The organism is Frankia sp. CeCAU1 (genome assembly GCF_977971845.1).
The window spans coordinates 11,350-24,502 of the sequence record NZ_CDWWXA010000073.1 but is presented as its reverse complement, the minus strand read 5'-3'; the positions used below and the strand labels follow the sequence as shown (position 1 = coordinate 24,502).

Below are 13,153 nucleotides of genomic sequence, written 5' to 3'. Positions count from 1 at the left end.
GACGGGGGACGGGCGGACGGCGGTGAGGCTTGCCCCGCGTCATCGCCGACCGCTCGAACTTGAACTTGTAACGGTTTCCATTAGCGACTACCTTTGCGGCAATGAATCCCGGTCCTGCCAGCAGGTCCGGTCGGGTAACAAGCAGGGAGATCGTGGTGGATGGTGCACGGCTGGTCACGGTGCGGCGCTGGCGGGTGCGGCCCGGGCGGGTGCCGCGCGGCCTGGGGGTAGTGGCCACCGGCGTGGCGATGGTCGTGGCCGCGTGTGGGACGTCCTCGTCGGGGGACACCGGGACCGGCGCCACCGGCGGCAAGAAGATCACCGTGGTGGCGGCCGAGAACTTCTGGGGCAGCATCGCCGCCCAGTTGGGGGGCGACCGGGTGGCGGTCACCAGCATCATCGACAATCCCGACGCCGACCCGCATGACTACGAGCCGACCCCCGCCGATGGCCGGGCGATCGCCGGTGCGCGGCTGTTCATCGACAACGGCGTCGGCTACGACCCGTGGGCGGGCAAGCTGGCGGCGGCCAACCCGGCGACCGGGCGGGTGACGCTGACCGTCGGCGACCTGGTCGGCGCGAAGGACGGCGACAACCCGCATCGCTGGTACGACCCGGATGACGTCGCGAAAGTGATCGACCAGGTCACCGCCGACTACAAGAAGATCGACCCCGCCGACTCGGGCTACTTCGATCAGCAGCGGGCATCCTTCACCGCCACGACCCTCAAGCCGTACACCGATCTCATCGCGACAATCAAGAAGAAGTATGCCGGGACGCCGGTCGGGGCCTCGGAGAGCATCTTCGCGATGCTGTCCCCAGCGCTCGGACTGAACCTGCTGACCCCGCCGGCCTTCCTGCGTGCGATCTCGGAGGGCAGCGATCCGACTGTCGCGGACAAGAGCACCAGCGACAGTCAGATCAAGACCGGGAAGATCAAAATTTACGTCTACAACAGCCAGAACGCCACCCCGGACGTGCGGCGGCAGATCGAGGAGGCGAAGGCGGCCCACATCCCGGTGACCACCATCACCGAGACGCTTGTCCCGGCCGGAGCGTCGTTCCAGGACTGGCAGGTCGCCCAGTTGGAAGCCCTGCGCGGGTCGCTGGCGCAGGCAACCGGAAAGTAAGCGGAAGGTGACGAGAATGGCGGCGGTGGCGCACCCTCGAACCGACGGCTCGAGCGCCGAGGTTGACGCGGCGGTGGCGCCGGTCAGCGCCGGCAGGCCGGCCGCGCCGGCGGTGATGTTCGAGGGTGCGGCGGTTCGTCTCGGTGGGCGGATGGTGTGGAGCGGGGTGAACGTCGAGGCCGGCGCGGGGGAGTTCGTCGCGATCCTCGGTCCCAACGGCGTCGGTAAGTCCACCCTGCTCAAGGCAGCCCTTGGCCTGCTGCCGCTGGCCGCGGGGCGGGTGGTGGTGCTGGGCCGGCATCCCGGGCGGGCCCGCACCGAGGTCGGTTATCTGCCGCAGCGACGGAGCTTCGACCCGTCGGTACGGATCCGGGGGCTTGACATCGTCCGCCTCGGTCTCGACGGCCACCGGTGGGGTCTGCCGCTGCCCGGCGGAGATCGTGCCCGGACCGCGCGGCGGCGCGTCGCCGAACTCGTCGAGCAGGTCGGCGCCACCGGCTACGCCCACCAGCCGATCGGCCGGCTGTCCGGTGGGGAGCAGCAGCGGCTTCTGATCGCCCAGGCGCTCGCCCGCCGGCCCCGGCTGCTGCTTCTCGACGAACCGTTGGACAGCCTGGACCCGCCCAACGCCGCCTCGGTCGCGACCCTCATCCGCACCATCTGCCAGACGGCGGGGGTGACCGTGCTGATGGTCGCCCACGACGTCAACCCAATCCTGTCCAGCCTCGACCGGGTCATCTACCTCGCCGGCGGCGGCGCGGTCTCGGGCCCTCCCGCCGAGGTCATCACCAGTGCGACGTTAAGCCGGCTCTACCAGGCCCCCATCGAGGTGCTGACCACCTCCGACGGGCGCCTCGTCGTCGTCGGCCAGCCCGAGCCGCCCGCCGTACACGCCGACCGTCACGACGGGACCGGCCACCTGTGATCACTGCAGCTGTGGTCGCGACCGACGCGGGCCTGTCGTGGGACCTGGTCCGCGACGTTCGGCAGATGTTCGCCTACCCGTTCATGGTGAACGCGTTCCGGGCCGGAACCATCGTCGCGCTGACCGCCGGGGCAACCGGATGGTTCATGGTCCTACGCCGCCAGGCCTTCGCCGGCCACACTCTCGCCGTGGCCGGTTTCCCGGGCGCGGCCGGGGCGATCTGGCTCGGCTTGGGCGCGACCTACGGCTACTTCGCCTTCTGCCTCACCGCGGCGCTGATCATCGCGGCCATCCCCGGGGCGGGCGGGGCAGCCGCCGGGCGGGCCGCGGAGTCGGCCACCATCGGTACCGTCCAGGCGTTCGCGCTGGCCTGCGGATTCCTGTTCGTCAGCCTGTACAAGGGATTCCTCGGCGGGGTCAACACGCTGCTGTTCGGCAGCTTCCTGGGAATCACCGACGACATGGTCCTCACGCTGACCGCCGTCGCCGTGGCGGTCCTGGCAGTGCTGGCGCTCATCGGGCGGCCGCTGCTGTTCGCCTCGCTCGATCCAGCCGTGGCCGCCGCCGCCGGAGTGCCGGTGCGGGGTCTGTCGGTGGCTTTCCTGATCATGCTCGGGAGTACCGCCGCGGAGGTCAGCCAGATCACCGGAACTCTCCTCGTCTTCACCCTGCTGGTCATCCCGGCCGCGACCGCACAGGTCCTCACCACCCGACCGGCCCTCAGCCTCACGCTCACCGTGCTGCTAGGCCTGCTGGTCACCTGGGCCGGGCTGACCGTGGCCTACTACTCGCCCTATCCGATCGGCTTTTTCATCACCAGCTTCTCCTTCGGCCTGTACCTTCTCGCCCGTCTCGCCGTCGGCGCGCACGACCTGCTCGGCCGGGCCGCCCGCGTCCCCCGGACGACCGGAGCAGCAGCATGACCGCGGCCACGGCGGACACCGGACTGACCGCGATGTTCGAGCACCCGTTCATGCAGCATGCGTTCATCGCCGGAACGGGGATTGCCATGGCGGCCGGACTCGTCGGCTACTTCCTCGTCCTGCGGGCCCAGGTCTTCACCGCCGACGCGTTGTCCCATGCGGCGTTCACCGGCGCACTCGCCGCCCTGGCCACCGGGATCGACGCCCGCGTCGGCCTGTTCGCCGCCACCGTCGCCGTCGGATGCGCCCTCGGCGCCCTCGGCGCCCGCGGCCCCCGCGGCCACGCCGATGACGTCGTCATCGGCAGCGTGTTCGCCTGGGTCCTCGGCCTCGGGGTGCTCTTCCTCACCCTTTACACCACCCACCGCAACACCGGCAACGGCACCGCTGGTGTCACCGTCCTGTTCGGCTCGATCTTCGGCCTGGACGCCTCCCACGCCTGGGAGGCTGCCATACTCGCCGTAATCCTCTGTCTCGCCACCATCGCGATCGGGCGTCCCCTGCTGTTCGCCAGCCTGGACGGCGCGGTCGCGGCCGCCCGAGATGTCCCCGTCCGCCTCCTCGGCGTCGGTTTCCTCGGCCTCGTCGGGGCGACCGCGGCCGAGGCCACCCAGGCCGTCGGTGCCCTGCTGCTCCTCGGTATGCTCGCCGCACCCGCCGGCACCGCCCACCGGCTCACCGCCCACCCTTACCATGGAATGATGATCTCCACCGCGGTCGCGGTGACGGTGACCTGGGTCGGGCTGACCACCAGCTACCTCGCCCCGCGGATCCCCCCGAGCTTCGCCATCCTTGCCACCGCCACCGCCACCTACACCGTCACGCTGATCGTCACCCGACTGGTCGCGGACTCGGGCTTGGCGCGGCCGGTGCGGCATCTGTCCGCGGATGCGCATCGTTCGGCCTGATCAAACCCACCGGCGCCACCGGCGCGGTCGCGCGCAATCCCGGGAGGCGCCAGGTCAGAGCCCGAGCAGCCGGCCGCAGATCGACTCGACCGCGCCCGGCACGCCCGGGTTGTGCCGCAGGTGCGGGGTGCGGGCCGTGTCGTTGACGACGGCGACCGCGGCGTGCACCCGGATCCGGGCGGCGGTGGGGTCGAGCTCGGGGTGCACGAGCCGGAGCAGGTGAACCCATTCGGTGAGGTAGTCGTGCTGGGCCCGGCGGGCGGCGTGGCGTTCGTCCTCCGGCAGGTGCTCGACTTCGGTGATCAGCAGCCCGATCAGGTCGTGGTGGGCCTGGGTGAACCGGATGTAGGAGCCGACCAGCCGGCGCAGGGCGTCGGCGGCGCCGTTCGAAGTCCGATAGATCGCGCTGACGTCCATCAACAGGGCAGCCGTGCTGCGCTGGAACGCGGTGCGCAGCATGTCCAGCTTGCTCGGGAAGTGGTGGTAGACGCTGGGGCCGGTGATGCCGACGGCGTTGCCGACGTCCTCGATGCCGACGCCGGCGTAGCCGTGGGTGGCGAACATCCGCACCGCCTGGGTGAGCAGCGCCTCGCGACGGGAGGCCGGCCGCAACGGCGGTCCGGCCGGTGGTGGCGGCGATGCGGCGCAGGTGCCGGGCAGCGGGGTGTCCAGCACGAGGTCGGTGAGCTCGGCGAGCAGGTCGTCGTAGGCGGGCCGGGGCAGGTCCAGGTGGTGGAAGGACGGGCTCATCAGCACGGCCAGCACCGCCCAGGTGAGCAGGTCCGCGGTGGGGGTGTCGAGCTCGGGGCGGGCGGCGCGCACCCGGCCGGTGAGGCGGCGTCCGATCTCGCGGACCTCGGCGCGCAGCAGGGCATGGTCGTCAGGGGTCAGATGGCGGGCTTCGCGCTGCCAGAGCACGCCGATATGGCGTTCGTCGAGGCAGCGAGCGGCGAGCTGGGCCGACGCCGTGGCGCGGTCGGCGCGGTCGGCGAGATCGAGATCATCGAGCAGGTGCCGCAGCGGGGCCAGGCCTGCGGCGATGACCTCGCGGAGCAGGTCCTGTTTACCGGAGAAGTGCCGGTACAGCGCGGACGGGCCGACCGCCACGGCTTCGGCGAGATCGGTCATGCCGATCTGGTCGTAGCCGCGGCGGGCGAACAGGTCCGAGGCGGCGCCGAGGATCAGCGCCCGCCGGTTACGCGGGCGGGTGCCGCGCGGCGGCGCAAGCGTGCGGTCCGGCAGGACAACCCCCTCGGTACAACCCCCTCGGTCTCCTCGGTCTCCTCGGTCTCCTCGGTCTGGATCAGCCTACCTTCTCGTAGAGGGTGACCACGGCGGCGCCGCCGAGGCCGATGTTATGCTGCAGCGCCACGGTCACGTCCTCGACTTGGCGCTTGTCGGCCTCGCCGCGCAGCTGCCACACCAGCTCCGCGCACTGCGCCAACCCGGTCGCGCCCAGCGGGTGCCCCTTGGACAGCAGCCCACCCGACGGATTGGTCACCACCCGGCCGCCGTAGGTGTTGTCGCCGTCGACGATGAACTTCTCCGCCGTGCCCTCCGGAGTCAGCCCCAGCGCCTCGTAGGTCATCAGCTCATTGGTGGTGAAGCAGTCGTGCAGCTCCACCACGCGCACATCGAGCGGGTCCACCCCGGCCACCTCGTACACCTGCCGCGCGGCGGCCGCGGTCATGTCGTAACCGACCAGGCGCATCAGGTCCCCGTCGAACGAGGACGGGGTATCCGTGGTCATCGCCTGCGCGGTGATCGCCACATCGGTGCGCAGGCCGTGGGCGCGCGCGAAGTCCTCGGAAACGACCACCGCGGCGGCCGCGCCACAGGTGGGCGGGCAGCACTGCAGCCGGGTCAGCCAACCGAGGATCCGCGGCGAGGCAAGAACCTCCTCCACGGTCACCGGATCAGTGAACACCGCATACGGGTTGTTGGCCGCGTGCCGGCGCGACTTCACCGAGATCCGTGCGAATACCGCCGGGTCCATCCCGTACTTCTCACAGTAGGCCGCACCCGCACCGGCGAAGTACCGCGGTGCGAACGGCACCCCCTCGACCTCGCCCTGCACCTTGGTGACCACCTCGTCGAACCGCTCGAAGGCGTTGGGCCGGTCGTCCCACTGCATCGTCAGCGCGCCGCGCCGCATCTGCTCGAACCCGAACGCCAGCACGCAGTCCGCCGCCCCGGAAGCCACCGCCTGCCGCGCCAGGAACAGCGCCGACGACCCACTCGAGCAGTTGTTGTTCACGTTCACCACCGGCGCCCCGGTCATCCCCACCCGGTACAGCGCCTTCTGCCCGCTCGTCGAGTCGCCGTACACATAGCCGGCGTACGTCTGCTGGACCGCCGCCAGGTCGATCCCGGCATCGGCCAACGCCGCCCTGACCGCCCCCTCGGCCAGCACGTCGTAGCTGTCGCTCCTGCTCGGCGTCGCGAACGGCACCATGCCGACGCCCGTCACCATCACCCGACCGCTCATCACCACTCCCTAGGCTAGCTGCTGTTCACTTAATACCGTGAGCACCACGGTAGCGCACGCCAGGGGGCGAGGTGCGGCGTAAGCATGCTTGCGAGGATTCACAAGGCGGAGCGATGCGGATGTCTCACTGCCTGCGGTCGAGTGAAGTTCCACGCCGGTCAGTGGTTGAGCGCCCACAGGCCGACCAGGTTCGCGAAGGTGAAGACCACCGCGATGACGACGGCGAGGATGAGCCGCCTGCGGCGCTCGCGGCGGCGCCAGGTGGCCTGCGCCCGCCGGTAGGCGTCGGGCGACACGGGCACGCCGCCGGCGAGAGCGTCCAGGGCGTCGTGCAGCCGTCGTTCGGTGTCGCTGAGCGGCCCGGTGTGATACGTCATGTCTGGGACTCCATCGCGCGGGACAGCGCCGTCATTCCTCGCGCCACATGGGATTTCACCGCGCCGCAGGAAATCCCCATGACTGCGGCTATCTCGGATTCCTTCAGATCGAGCCAGTACCGCAGTACCAGGGCCTCCCGCTGGCGCGGCGACAGCCGCTGTAAGGCGACGACTACAGCTCGCTGTTCGTGTCGCAGTAGCGCTTGCGTCTCCGCCGATTCTACCTGGTCTGATGGCCATCCCATGTGTTTTCGGACAACCTGGAGATGGCGCAGTCGCATTCGGGTGAGATTGCAGACTATGCTACGTAGATACGGCAGGGTGGCGGTCGAGTCCCGCAGTTTTCGCCAGCGCCGGTAGAGCTCGTAGAATGCCTGCGCGGCGATATCCTCCGGGTCGTCCGCGCCGAGGAGAGCGGCCAGCCGTACCAATGAGACGTAGTGGGTGTTGAAGAGCCGCGCGAGGGCGGTCTCCCGATCAAGATCGTGAAGATTCGTCTGGATCTTGTCGGCCGGCAGCAGACTGGCGGCGTCGCCGGCAGTGACGGCTGCTGGATCTTTGGGAATGCCCTGCACCGCCCTCACCGCCATCCCGGCGCGTCCGGCTGGGGGAGTCGGTCCACCTGGGATGCCCGGCTGCTCCGGGCCACGCCGACGCGGTGAAGGACCGGGGTGAGCGCGGTGGCGACCGCCAGGTTCAGCCCGAGCGCGAGGAGCGCCGTGTACAGCGGCACGGACGCCCCGAACAGGTGCAGGTTCACCACCGCGGAGAATTCGCCGGAGGTTACCAGGCAGGTTCCCGCCGCCATTCCTACCGCCCATCCGGCAAGCAGCGCACCGCGATGCAGCCAGGTGGAGAACAGGCCGATCCCGACTGCCGGGAAGGTCTGGAGTATCCAGACCCCGCCCAGCAGCTGCAGATCGATGGCATCCTGGTCGCGCAGACCGAGCACGAAGGCGAATGCCCCGATCTTTGTCACCAGCGAGACAGCGCGAGCCACCCGGACCTGATGCTTAGGGGTGGCCGTGGGGTGAAAATACTCGACGTATACGTTGCGGACGAAGAGCATGGCGATCGCCACCGACATCACCGCCGCGGGGACGAGCGCCGCGACAACGAGCGCGCCGAACACGACGCCGGTGACAACCGGTGGGGCCAGCTGCTGGACGAGCAGAGGGACAGCTGCTTCGGCCTGCCCGCGGGGTGTGCGTACCCCCGTGGCCAAGGCGGCAACGCCGAGCAGCCCGAAGAGTCCGAGCAGGCCCGTCCATGCGGGCAGGGTGACCGCCGAGCGGCGCAGGACGTCGGGGTCCTTCGCCGCAAATGCGGCGGTGAGCACGTGCGGGTACACCAGCAGGGCCATCGCCGAGCCGAGCACGAGGCTCGCGAACGAGGCGAACGTCGACGGCTCCAGAGTGAGCGACGGATCCGGCAAGCCGTCCGCGGCCATGTTCCGCTGTGCTGCGGCAAAGATCTCGCCGGGTCCGCCGAGCCTGGCTAGGACGAGTCCGACCACGGCGAAGACCGCCAAAAAGATCAGAATTCCTTTGGCGACCGAGACGAGTGCCGGAGCGCGGATGCCGCTGCGGTAGGTCGCGACGGCGAGCACCCCGAACACCGAGGCCAGCACCAGGTCGCCGGGCAGCCCAGGCGGGGTGAGGCCGCCGGCAACGAGCACCGCGCGGACGCCGACCAACTGCAGCGCGATGTACGGCGTGGTGGCCACGATTCCGGTCAGCGCCACGGCGAGCGCGAGCAGCGGCGACCGGTGGCGTTCCCGCACGTAGTCGCCCACCGTGACGTAACCATGGCGCCGAGCCGTCTCCGCCAGGCGCGGGAGGAGCACGAAGGCCAGCGGATAGACGATGATCGTGTAGGGCAGCGCGAAGAAGCCGAGAGCGCCCACCCCGTAGACGAGGCCGGGCACCGCGGCGAAGGTATATGCGGTGTAGATCGCACCACCGAGCAGGAACCAGGTCAGAACACCACCGAACGGGCGCCCTGCGAGCGCCCACCCTTCCGGCGAGGGGAGCTCGTCCCGCCGATGGAACGCGCGCGTCCTTACCGATAGTAACGAAGTGCCTGCTATCGCGACGGTGAATCCCGCCACGGTCGTCCCGTCGGCCATCCGACACCTTCCGTTACACGCGGCTTCCCGTACGGCGCGGCGAGGCCGCCGCTGGAAGCCCGCCCGGTCGTCCCGCCCGGTCCTTATTCCAGTTGCGCACCGAGCCGGCGCGGTTGACACGACATCATCCCGCAACAAGTCGTAAACCTGTAGCTCACCAAGTCGTAAACCGCGGAGGTGCGGAGAGCAACTCTCCCGGTGACACCACCGCGGCATGCGTGACCACCGGCCTGGGTACCTGGGCCGGCCGGTGGCCCACCAGGAAGATCAAAATTTAGGGAGATCAGGATGTGGCACGATGAGCAGGGCCGGGACACTCCGCTGGGTGTCCCGGCAAACTCCGCGGCAGGCATCCCGGCAGGGCCCGTGCCTGCAACAGACCGGCCGGCCGCCGGTCGTCCGGCCCGCGCGGCGGCACGTCGGCGGCGAACCGTCGCGGTCGCGTGTCTCGGGACACCGTTCGCAGCCCTGCTGGCGGTCCCGCTTTATGCGCAGGATGAGCCACGGCTGGCCGGGGTGCCGTTCTTTTACTGGTATCAGCTTGCCTGGGTGCCCTTAAGCGCGCTGCTGACCGCAGCCGCTTGGCGGCTGGACAGCCGGGGGACGGCGCCGGAAGGCCTGCGGTGATCCAGTTCACCGACCGGGCCCGGGCGGCGCTCCGCGAGGGCGAGGTAGTTATTTTTGACTGGGCCCCGCTGGGGCTGTGCTGCGCCTGCACCGGTCAACTGTGGCTGCGCCCCGCGCCGCGGGCGCTCGTGCCGCGGCACCGGGGCTTCCGCCCGGTGGACGCGGATCCCGGTGGCAGCGCCGTAGCCCATCCACTCGCCTATCCGTTCCTCCTGGGCCGCGATGTCACAGTCGACTGCCGCTCGCGGCTCGGCTTCCGGCGCTTCAGCACCGACCTGCCGCCCGATGTCGGGTTCGCTGACCTGCTCGGCCTGGCCGCTCTCGCCAAGGGACGCATCGTATGACTACCCATCTCGATACTGCCGGAACCGGCCTTCCGCCTGGCGGCGGTCGTGCGCCTGGCCATGGCCGGAGGACCGGCAGGCTCCGATCGATAGCCATCTGGACCACGGTGTCGGCGGTCGGCGCGATCAGCTGGGCTGTGCTCGCGATGTCCCGCCACGAGTCGATCTCTGCGGCGTGGATCCTGCTCGCCGGCCTGGGATCCTTCGCCATCGCCTACCGCTTCTACGCCCGGTTCATCGCAAACCGGGTGCTGCGGGTGGATGACAGCCGGGCAACGCCGGCCGAACGCCTCGACAACGGCGTCGACTACCAGCCGACCGACCGGCGGGTCCTGTTTGGCCACCACTTCGCTGCCATCGCCGGGGCCGGTCCGCTCGTCGGCCCGGTGCTCGCCGTACAGATGGGGTATCTGCCCGGGACGATCTGGATCATCGCCGGTGTTATTTTCGCCGGTGCCGTGCAGGACATGGTGACGTTGTTCTTCTCCATGCGGCGGGACGGCAAGAGCCTGGGCCAGATGGCGCGCGACGAGATCGGCCCGGTGGGCGGGACGGCGGCACTGGTCGCCGTCTTCGCCATAATGATCATTTTGCTGGCGGTGCTGGCGCTTGTCGTGGTGAACGCGCTCGCCGCCTCTGCATGGGGCACCTTCTCGATCGCGATGACCATCCCGATCGCCCTGTTCATGGGCGTCTACCTGCGGGTGCTGCGACCCGGCCGGGTCGCTGAGGCCACCGCCGTCGGTGTCGCCGGACTGTTCGCGGCCCTTGTCGGCGGCCGCTGGATCCAGGACTCCGCCCTCGCCTCCGCCTTTACACTCAGCCCGAAGGCACTGGTCGCCTGCCTTGTCGGCTATGGCTTTGTCGCCTCGGTGCTGCCGGTGTGGCTCCTGCTCGCGCCCCGCGACTACCTCTCGACCTTTATGAAGGTCGGCACCATCGGGCTGCTCGCCATCGGCGTTCTCGTCGAATTTCCGGTACTTCAGGCGGACGCAGTCAGTACTTTCGCGACCAGGGGAAACGGGCCGGTGTTCGCCGGCAGCCTGTTCCCGTTCGTCTTCATCACCATCGCCTGCGGTGCCCTGTCCGGATTCCATTCCCTCATCGCGTCCGGCACCACGCCGAAGATGATCCAGAAGGAGTCCCAGGTCCGGTTCATCGGTTATGGGGCGATGCTGACCGAGTCCCTTGTCGCACTGATGGCGCTGATCGCGGCGGCGGTGCTCAGCCCGGGCCTCTACTACGCCATGAATGCGCCCGGTGGGGTCGTCGGCAAGACCGCGGCGTCGGCTGCGTCCGCGGTCACCGACCTCGGTTTCACCATCACCCCGGACGCCCTCGACTCCGCGGCCCGGGCCGTCGGTGAATCGACGCTGGTAGCCCGCACCGGAGGTGCACCGACGCTCGCTGTCGGCATGTCCAACATCCTTTCAGGCGCATTCGGTGGCGGCCGCCTCGCCGACTTCTGGTACCACTTCGCGATCATGTTCGAGGCGCTGTTCATCCTGACCACTGTCGACGCCGGAACCCGGGTCGGCCGATTCATGTTGCAGGACATGCTCGGGAACGTATGGAAGCCAATCGGCCGGGTGAGCTGGTGGCCCGGGGTCTGGCTGAGCAGCGCGCTGGTGGTCGGCACCTGGGGCTACTTCCTCTGGACCGGCGCAACCGACCCGCTCGGCGGCATCAACCAGCTGTTCCCGCTGTTCGGGATGGCCAACCAGATGCTTGCCGCCATCGCATTGGCGGTCGCCACCACCCTGTTCGTCAAGAGTGGGCGAGCGCGGTGGGCCTGGGTGCCCGGCGTCCCGCTCGGCTGGGATGTCGCCGTCACCTTCACCGCGGCCTGGCAGAAGGTTTTCTCGGACGATCCCAAGCTCGGCTTCCTCGCCCAACGGCACCGCTATGCCGACGCGCTCGACGACGGCAGGGTTCTGGCGCCCGCGAGGAGCATCAGCGACATGCACAAAGTAGTCCAGAACTCGACCGTGGACGGGATCATGGCGATAGTGTTCGCTCTGCTCGTGCTCGTCGTGCTCGCCGATGCGGTACGGGTGTGCATACGGGCTGTCCGTACCCGGGCGCCGGTGCCCACCACCGAAGCGGACTATGTAGCCTCCCGTTTTGTTGCGTCCGGGGGATTGTTGGCGACCGCTGAAGAGCGCCAACTGCTCGCGGACGCGGTCCAGGCGGCCGGGGCCCCTCAGCCCGAGCCCGTCACACCGCCGCTGCGCCGCTGACAACATCCCGCGAAAATAGCGAGAGTTGAATCTGTTTGCGCCGGGACGAGCTGGCGACGGCCATCAGGCCGGAACCCGCTCGTCCCGGCGCGACCAATTGACGGGCCGGCGGCCGACGGGGCAATGGCCGTACGTTAAATGGCTCTTCGCGGTAGGCTGGAATGCGTGGTCACAGGGTCACGGGCTTCGGTCAGGCTGTGTTCACGAGGTTTACTGATGGTCAATGTGTGGGGTTAGTGTGTGGGGTTAGTGTTCCTGGTGATGGCGGTGGGTGTGTGATAGATCCTTTTCATGAGGTGTGCGAGGGTAGCTGTTCAGCTCAGTTGAGCGGGTGTCTTGCGGATCTTGCCTGTTGATGGTTCGGCTGGTTGCCGGCCGGCGGGTCAAGATCGGCTAGTTTGTGGGGGTGGAGTCCGCGGGTCAGCCGAGCTACGAGGAGCTTGTGCGCCTGGTCGCGGACCAGGTCGCGCTGATCGAGCGGTTGACGGCACGGGTCGCTGAACTCGAACGCAGGCTTGGCGCGGACAGTTCGACGTCGTCGCGTCCGCCGTCGTCGGACAGCCCGTTCACGAAGGCACCGCAACGGTCGTCGCGGTCGTCGTCGGGCCGGCCACGAGGGAAACAGCCTGGTGAGCCCGGTCAGACCCGGAACATGGTCACCGACCCGGACGAGATCGTCGTGCTGGATCCGCCGTCGTGTTCCGGCTGTGGAGGGTCGCTCGCGGACGCGCCGGTGTTCGGGGTCCGCCGTCACCAGGTGTTCGACGTCCCGCTCCCGCCGCCACGGCCGCAGGTGACCGAGTACCGGGTCGTGGCCAGGGTCTGCCCGTGCTGCACGGCGACGACCGCTGCCTCCAGCCCGACGGGAGTGACCGGCCGGGTCGGCTACGGGCCGGGTCTGCTCGCGCGGGCGGCGTGGCTGGTCTGCGCCCATCACCTGCCGGTCCGCCGGGCCGCCCGGGTCCTGGCCGTCCTGGTCGGCGCCGCGGTCTCCACGGGCTGGGCTGCTTCGGTGCGGGGCCGGGCCGCCCGCCTGCTGGAGGCCGCGTTCCTGCCCCGGGTC

13 protein-coding genes are annotated in these 13,153 nt (G+C 69.5%); 8 read left to right on the top strand and 5 right to left on the bottom strand.

Annotated elements, in window-relative coordinates; all coding sequences use genetic code 11:
- Positions 1–152 precede the first annotated feature (152 nt).
- The 4 genes from AC08OO_RS14115 to AC08OO_RS14100 are packed head-to-tail and all read left to right on the top strand — an operon-like array spanning position 153 to position 3,886.
- A complete protein-coding gene (locus tag AC08OO_RS14115; protein WP_476618621.1) occupies positions 153–1,130 on the top strand; it encodes a metal ABC transporter solute-binding protein, Zn/Mn family in 978 nt (325 codons plus the stop codon).
- Between the two features lie 16 nt (positions 1,131–1,146).
- A complete protein-coding gene (locus AC08OO_RS14110; RefSeq protein ID WP_476610290.1) occupies positions 1,147–2,055 on the top strand; it encodes a metal ABC transporter ATP-binding protein in 909 nt (302 codons plus the stop codon).
- Complete coding sequence (locus tag AC08OO_RS14105) at positions 2,052–2,978, top strand: metal ABC transporter permease (protein ID WP_476618620.1); 927 nt, start codon at positions 2,052–2,054, stop codon at positions 2,976–2,978. The genes AC08OO_RS14110 and AC08OO_RS14105 overlap by 4 nt, the downstream gene beginning before the upstream one ends.
- Entirely contained in the window at positions 2,975–3,886 is a 912-nt protein-coding gene (locus AC08OO_RS14100) for a metal ABC transporter permease (RefSeq protein ID WP_476610285.1), read from the top strand. Before AC08OO_RS14105 ends, AC08OO_RS14100 begins: the two co-directional genes overlap by 4 nt.
- Before the next feature lie 54 nt (positions 3,887–3,940).
- Here AC08OO_RS14100 and AC08OO_RS14095 read toward each other — a convergent pair whose 3' ends face one another.
- The 5 genes from AC08OO_RS14095 to AC08OO_RS14075 form a co-directional block, all read right to left on the bottom strand.
- The gene (locus AC08OO_RS14095) at positions 3,941–5,068 is read right to left on the bottom strand and encodes a TetR/AcrR family transcriptional regulator (protein ID WP_476610289.1); all 1,128 of its coding nucleotides are present in this window, start codon (positions 5,066–5,068) and stop codon (positions 3,941–3,943) included.
- A 121-nt stretch (positions 5,069–5,189) separates the two neighbouring features.
- A complete protein-coding gene (locus tag AC08OO_RS14090; RefSeq protein ID WP_476610284.1) occupies positions 5,190–6,374 on the bottom strand; it encodes a lipid-transfer protein in 1,185 nt (394 codons plus the stop codon).
- A 158-nt stretch (positions 6,375–6,532) separates the two neighbouring features.
- Positions 6,533–6,751: a hypothetical protein gene (locus AC08OO_RS14085; RefSeq protein WP_476607251.1), complete on the bottom strand. Its 219-nt coding sequence runs from the start codon at positions 6,749–6,751 to the stop codon at positions 6,533–6,535.
- Positions 6,748–7,341 (bottom strand): RNA polymerase sigma factor, encoded by a 594-nt coding sequence (locus AC08OO_RS14080; RefSeq protein WP_476618619.1) that lies wholly within the window; start codon positions 7,339–7,341, stop codon positions 6,748–6,750. Before AC08OO_RS14080 ends, AC08OO_RS14085 begins: the two co-directional genes overlap by 4 nt.
- Positions 7,332–8,879: a sodium:solute symporter family protein gene (locus tag AC08OO_RS14075; RefSeq protein WP_476610283.1), complete on the bottom strand. Its 1,548-nt coding sequence runs from the start codon at positions 8,877–8,879 to the stop codon at positions 7,332–7,334. The genes AC08OO_RS14080 and AC08OO_RS14075 overlap by 10 nt, the downstream gene beginning before the upstream one ends.
- Before the next feature lie 288 nt (positions 8,880–9,167).
- Between AC08OO_RS14075 and AC08OO_RS14070 the strand changes: the two genes are divergently transcribed.
- The 4 genes from AC08OO_RS14070 to AC08OO_RS14055 form a co-directional block, all read left to right on the top strand.
- Complete coding sequence (locus AC08OO_RS14070; RefSeq protein WP_476610282.1) at positions 9,168–9,506, top strand: DUF3311 domain-containing protein; 339 nt, start codon at positions 9,168–9,170, stop codon at positions 9,504–9,506.
- Positions 9,503–9,850, top strand: coding sequence for a hypothetical protein (locus tag AC08OO_RS14065; protein WP_476607255.1), 348 nt, complete (start codon positions 9,503–9,505; stop codon positions 9,848–9,850). Before AC08OO_RS14070 ends, AC08OO_RS14065 begins: the two co-directional genes overlap by 4 nt.
- A gap of 107 nt (positions 9,851–9,957) precedes the next feature.
- Complete coding sequence (locus AC08OO_RS14060; RefSeq protein WP_476607256.1) at positions 9,958–12,090, top strand: carbon starvation CstA family protein; 2,133 nt, start codon at positions 9,958–9,960, stop codon at positions 12,088–12,090.
- A gap of 406 nt (positions 12,091–12,496) precedes the next feature.
- Positions 12,497–13,153: DUF6444 domain-containing protein (locus tag AC08OO_RS14055; protein WP_476610280.1), on the top strand; the 657-nt coding region annotated here is incomplete at its 3' end.

Excerpts from the sequence above, each read along its gene's own strand:
- AC08OO_RS14085 (WP_476607251.1), bottom strand. The coding sequence starts at position 6,751 with ATGACGTATCACACCGGGCCGCTCAGCGACACCGAACGACGGCTGCAC.
- AC08OO_RS14070 (WP_476610282.1), top strand. The coding sequence starts at position 9,168 with ATGTGGCACGATGAGCAGGGCCGGGACACTCCGCTGGGTGTCCCGGCA.
- AC08OO_RS14110 (WP_476610290.1), top strand. The coding sequence starts at position 1,147 with ATGGCGGCGGTGGCGCACCCTCGAACCGACGGCTCGAGCGCCGAGGTT.
- AC08OO_RS14090 (WP_476610284.1), bottom strand. The coding sequence starts at position 6,374 with ATGAGCGGTCGGGTGATGGTGACGGGCGTCGGCATGGTGCCGTTCGCG.
- AC08OO_RS14080 (WP_476618619.1), bottom strand. The coding sequence starts at position 7,341 with ATGGCGGTGAGGGCGGTGCAGGGCATTCCCAAAGATCCAGCAGCCGTC.
- AC08OO_RS14075 (WP_476610283.1), bottom strand. The coding sequence starts at position 8,879 with ATGGCCGACGGGACGACCGTGGCGGGATTCACCGTCGCGATAGCAGGC.
- AC08OO_RS14100 (WP_476610285.1), top strand. The coding sequence starts at position 2,975 with ATGACCGCGGCCACGGCGGACACCGGACTGACCGCGATGTTCGAGCAC.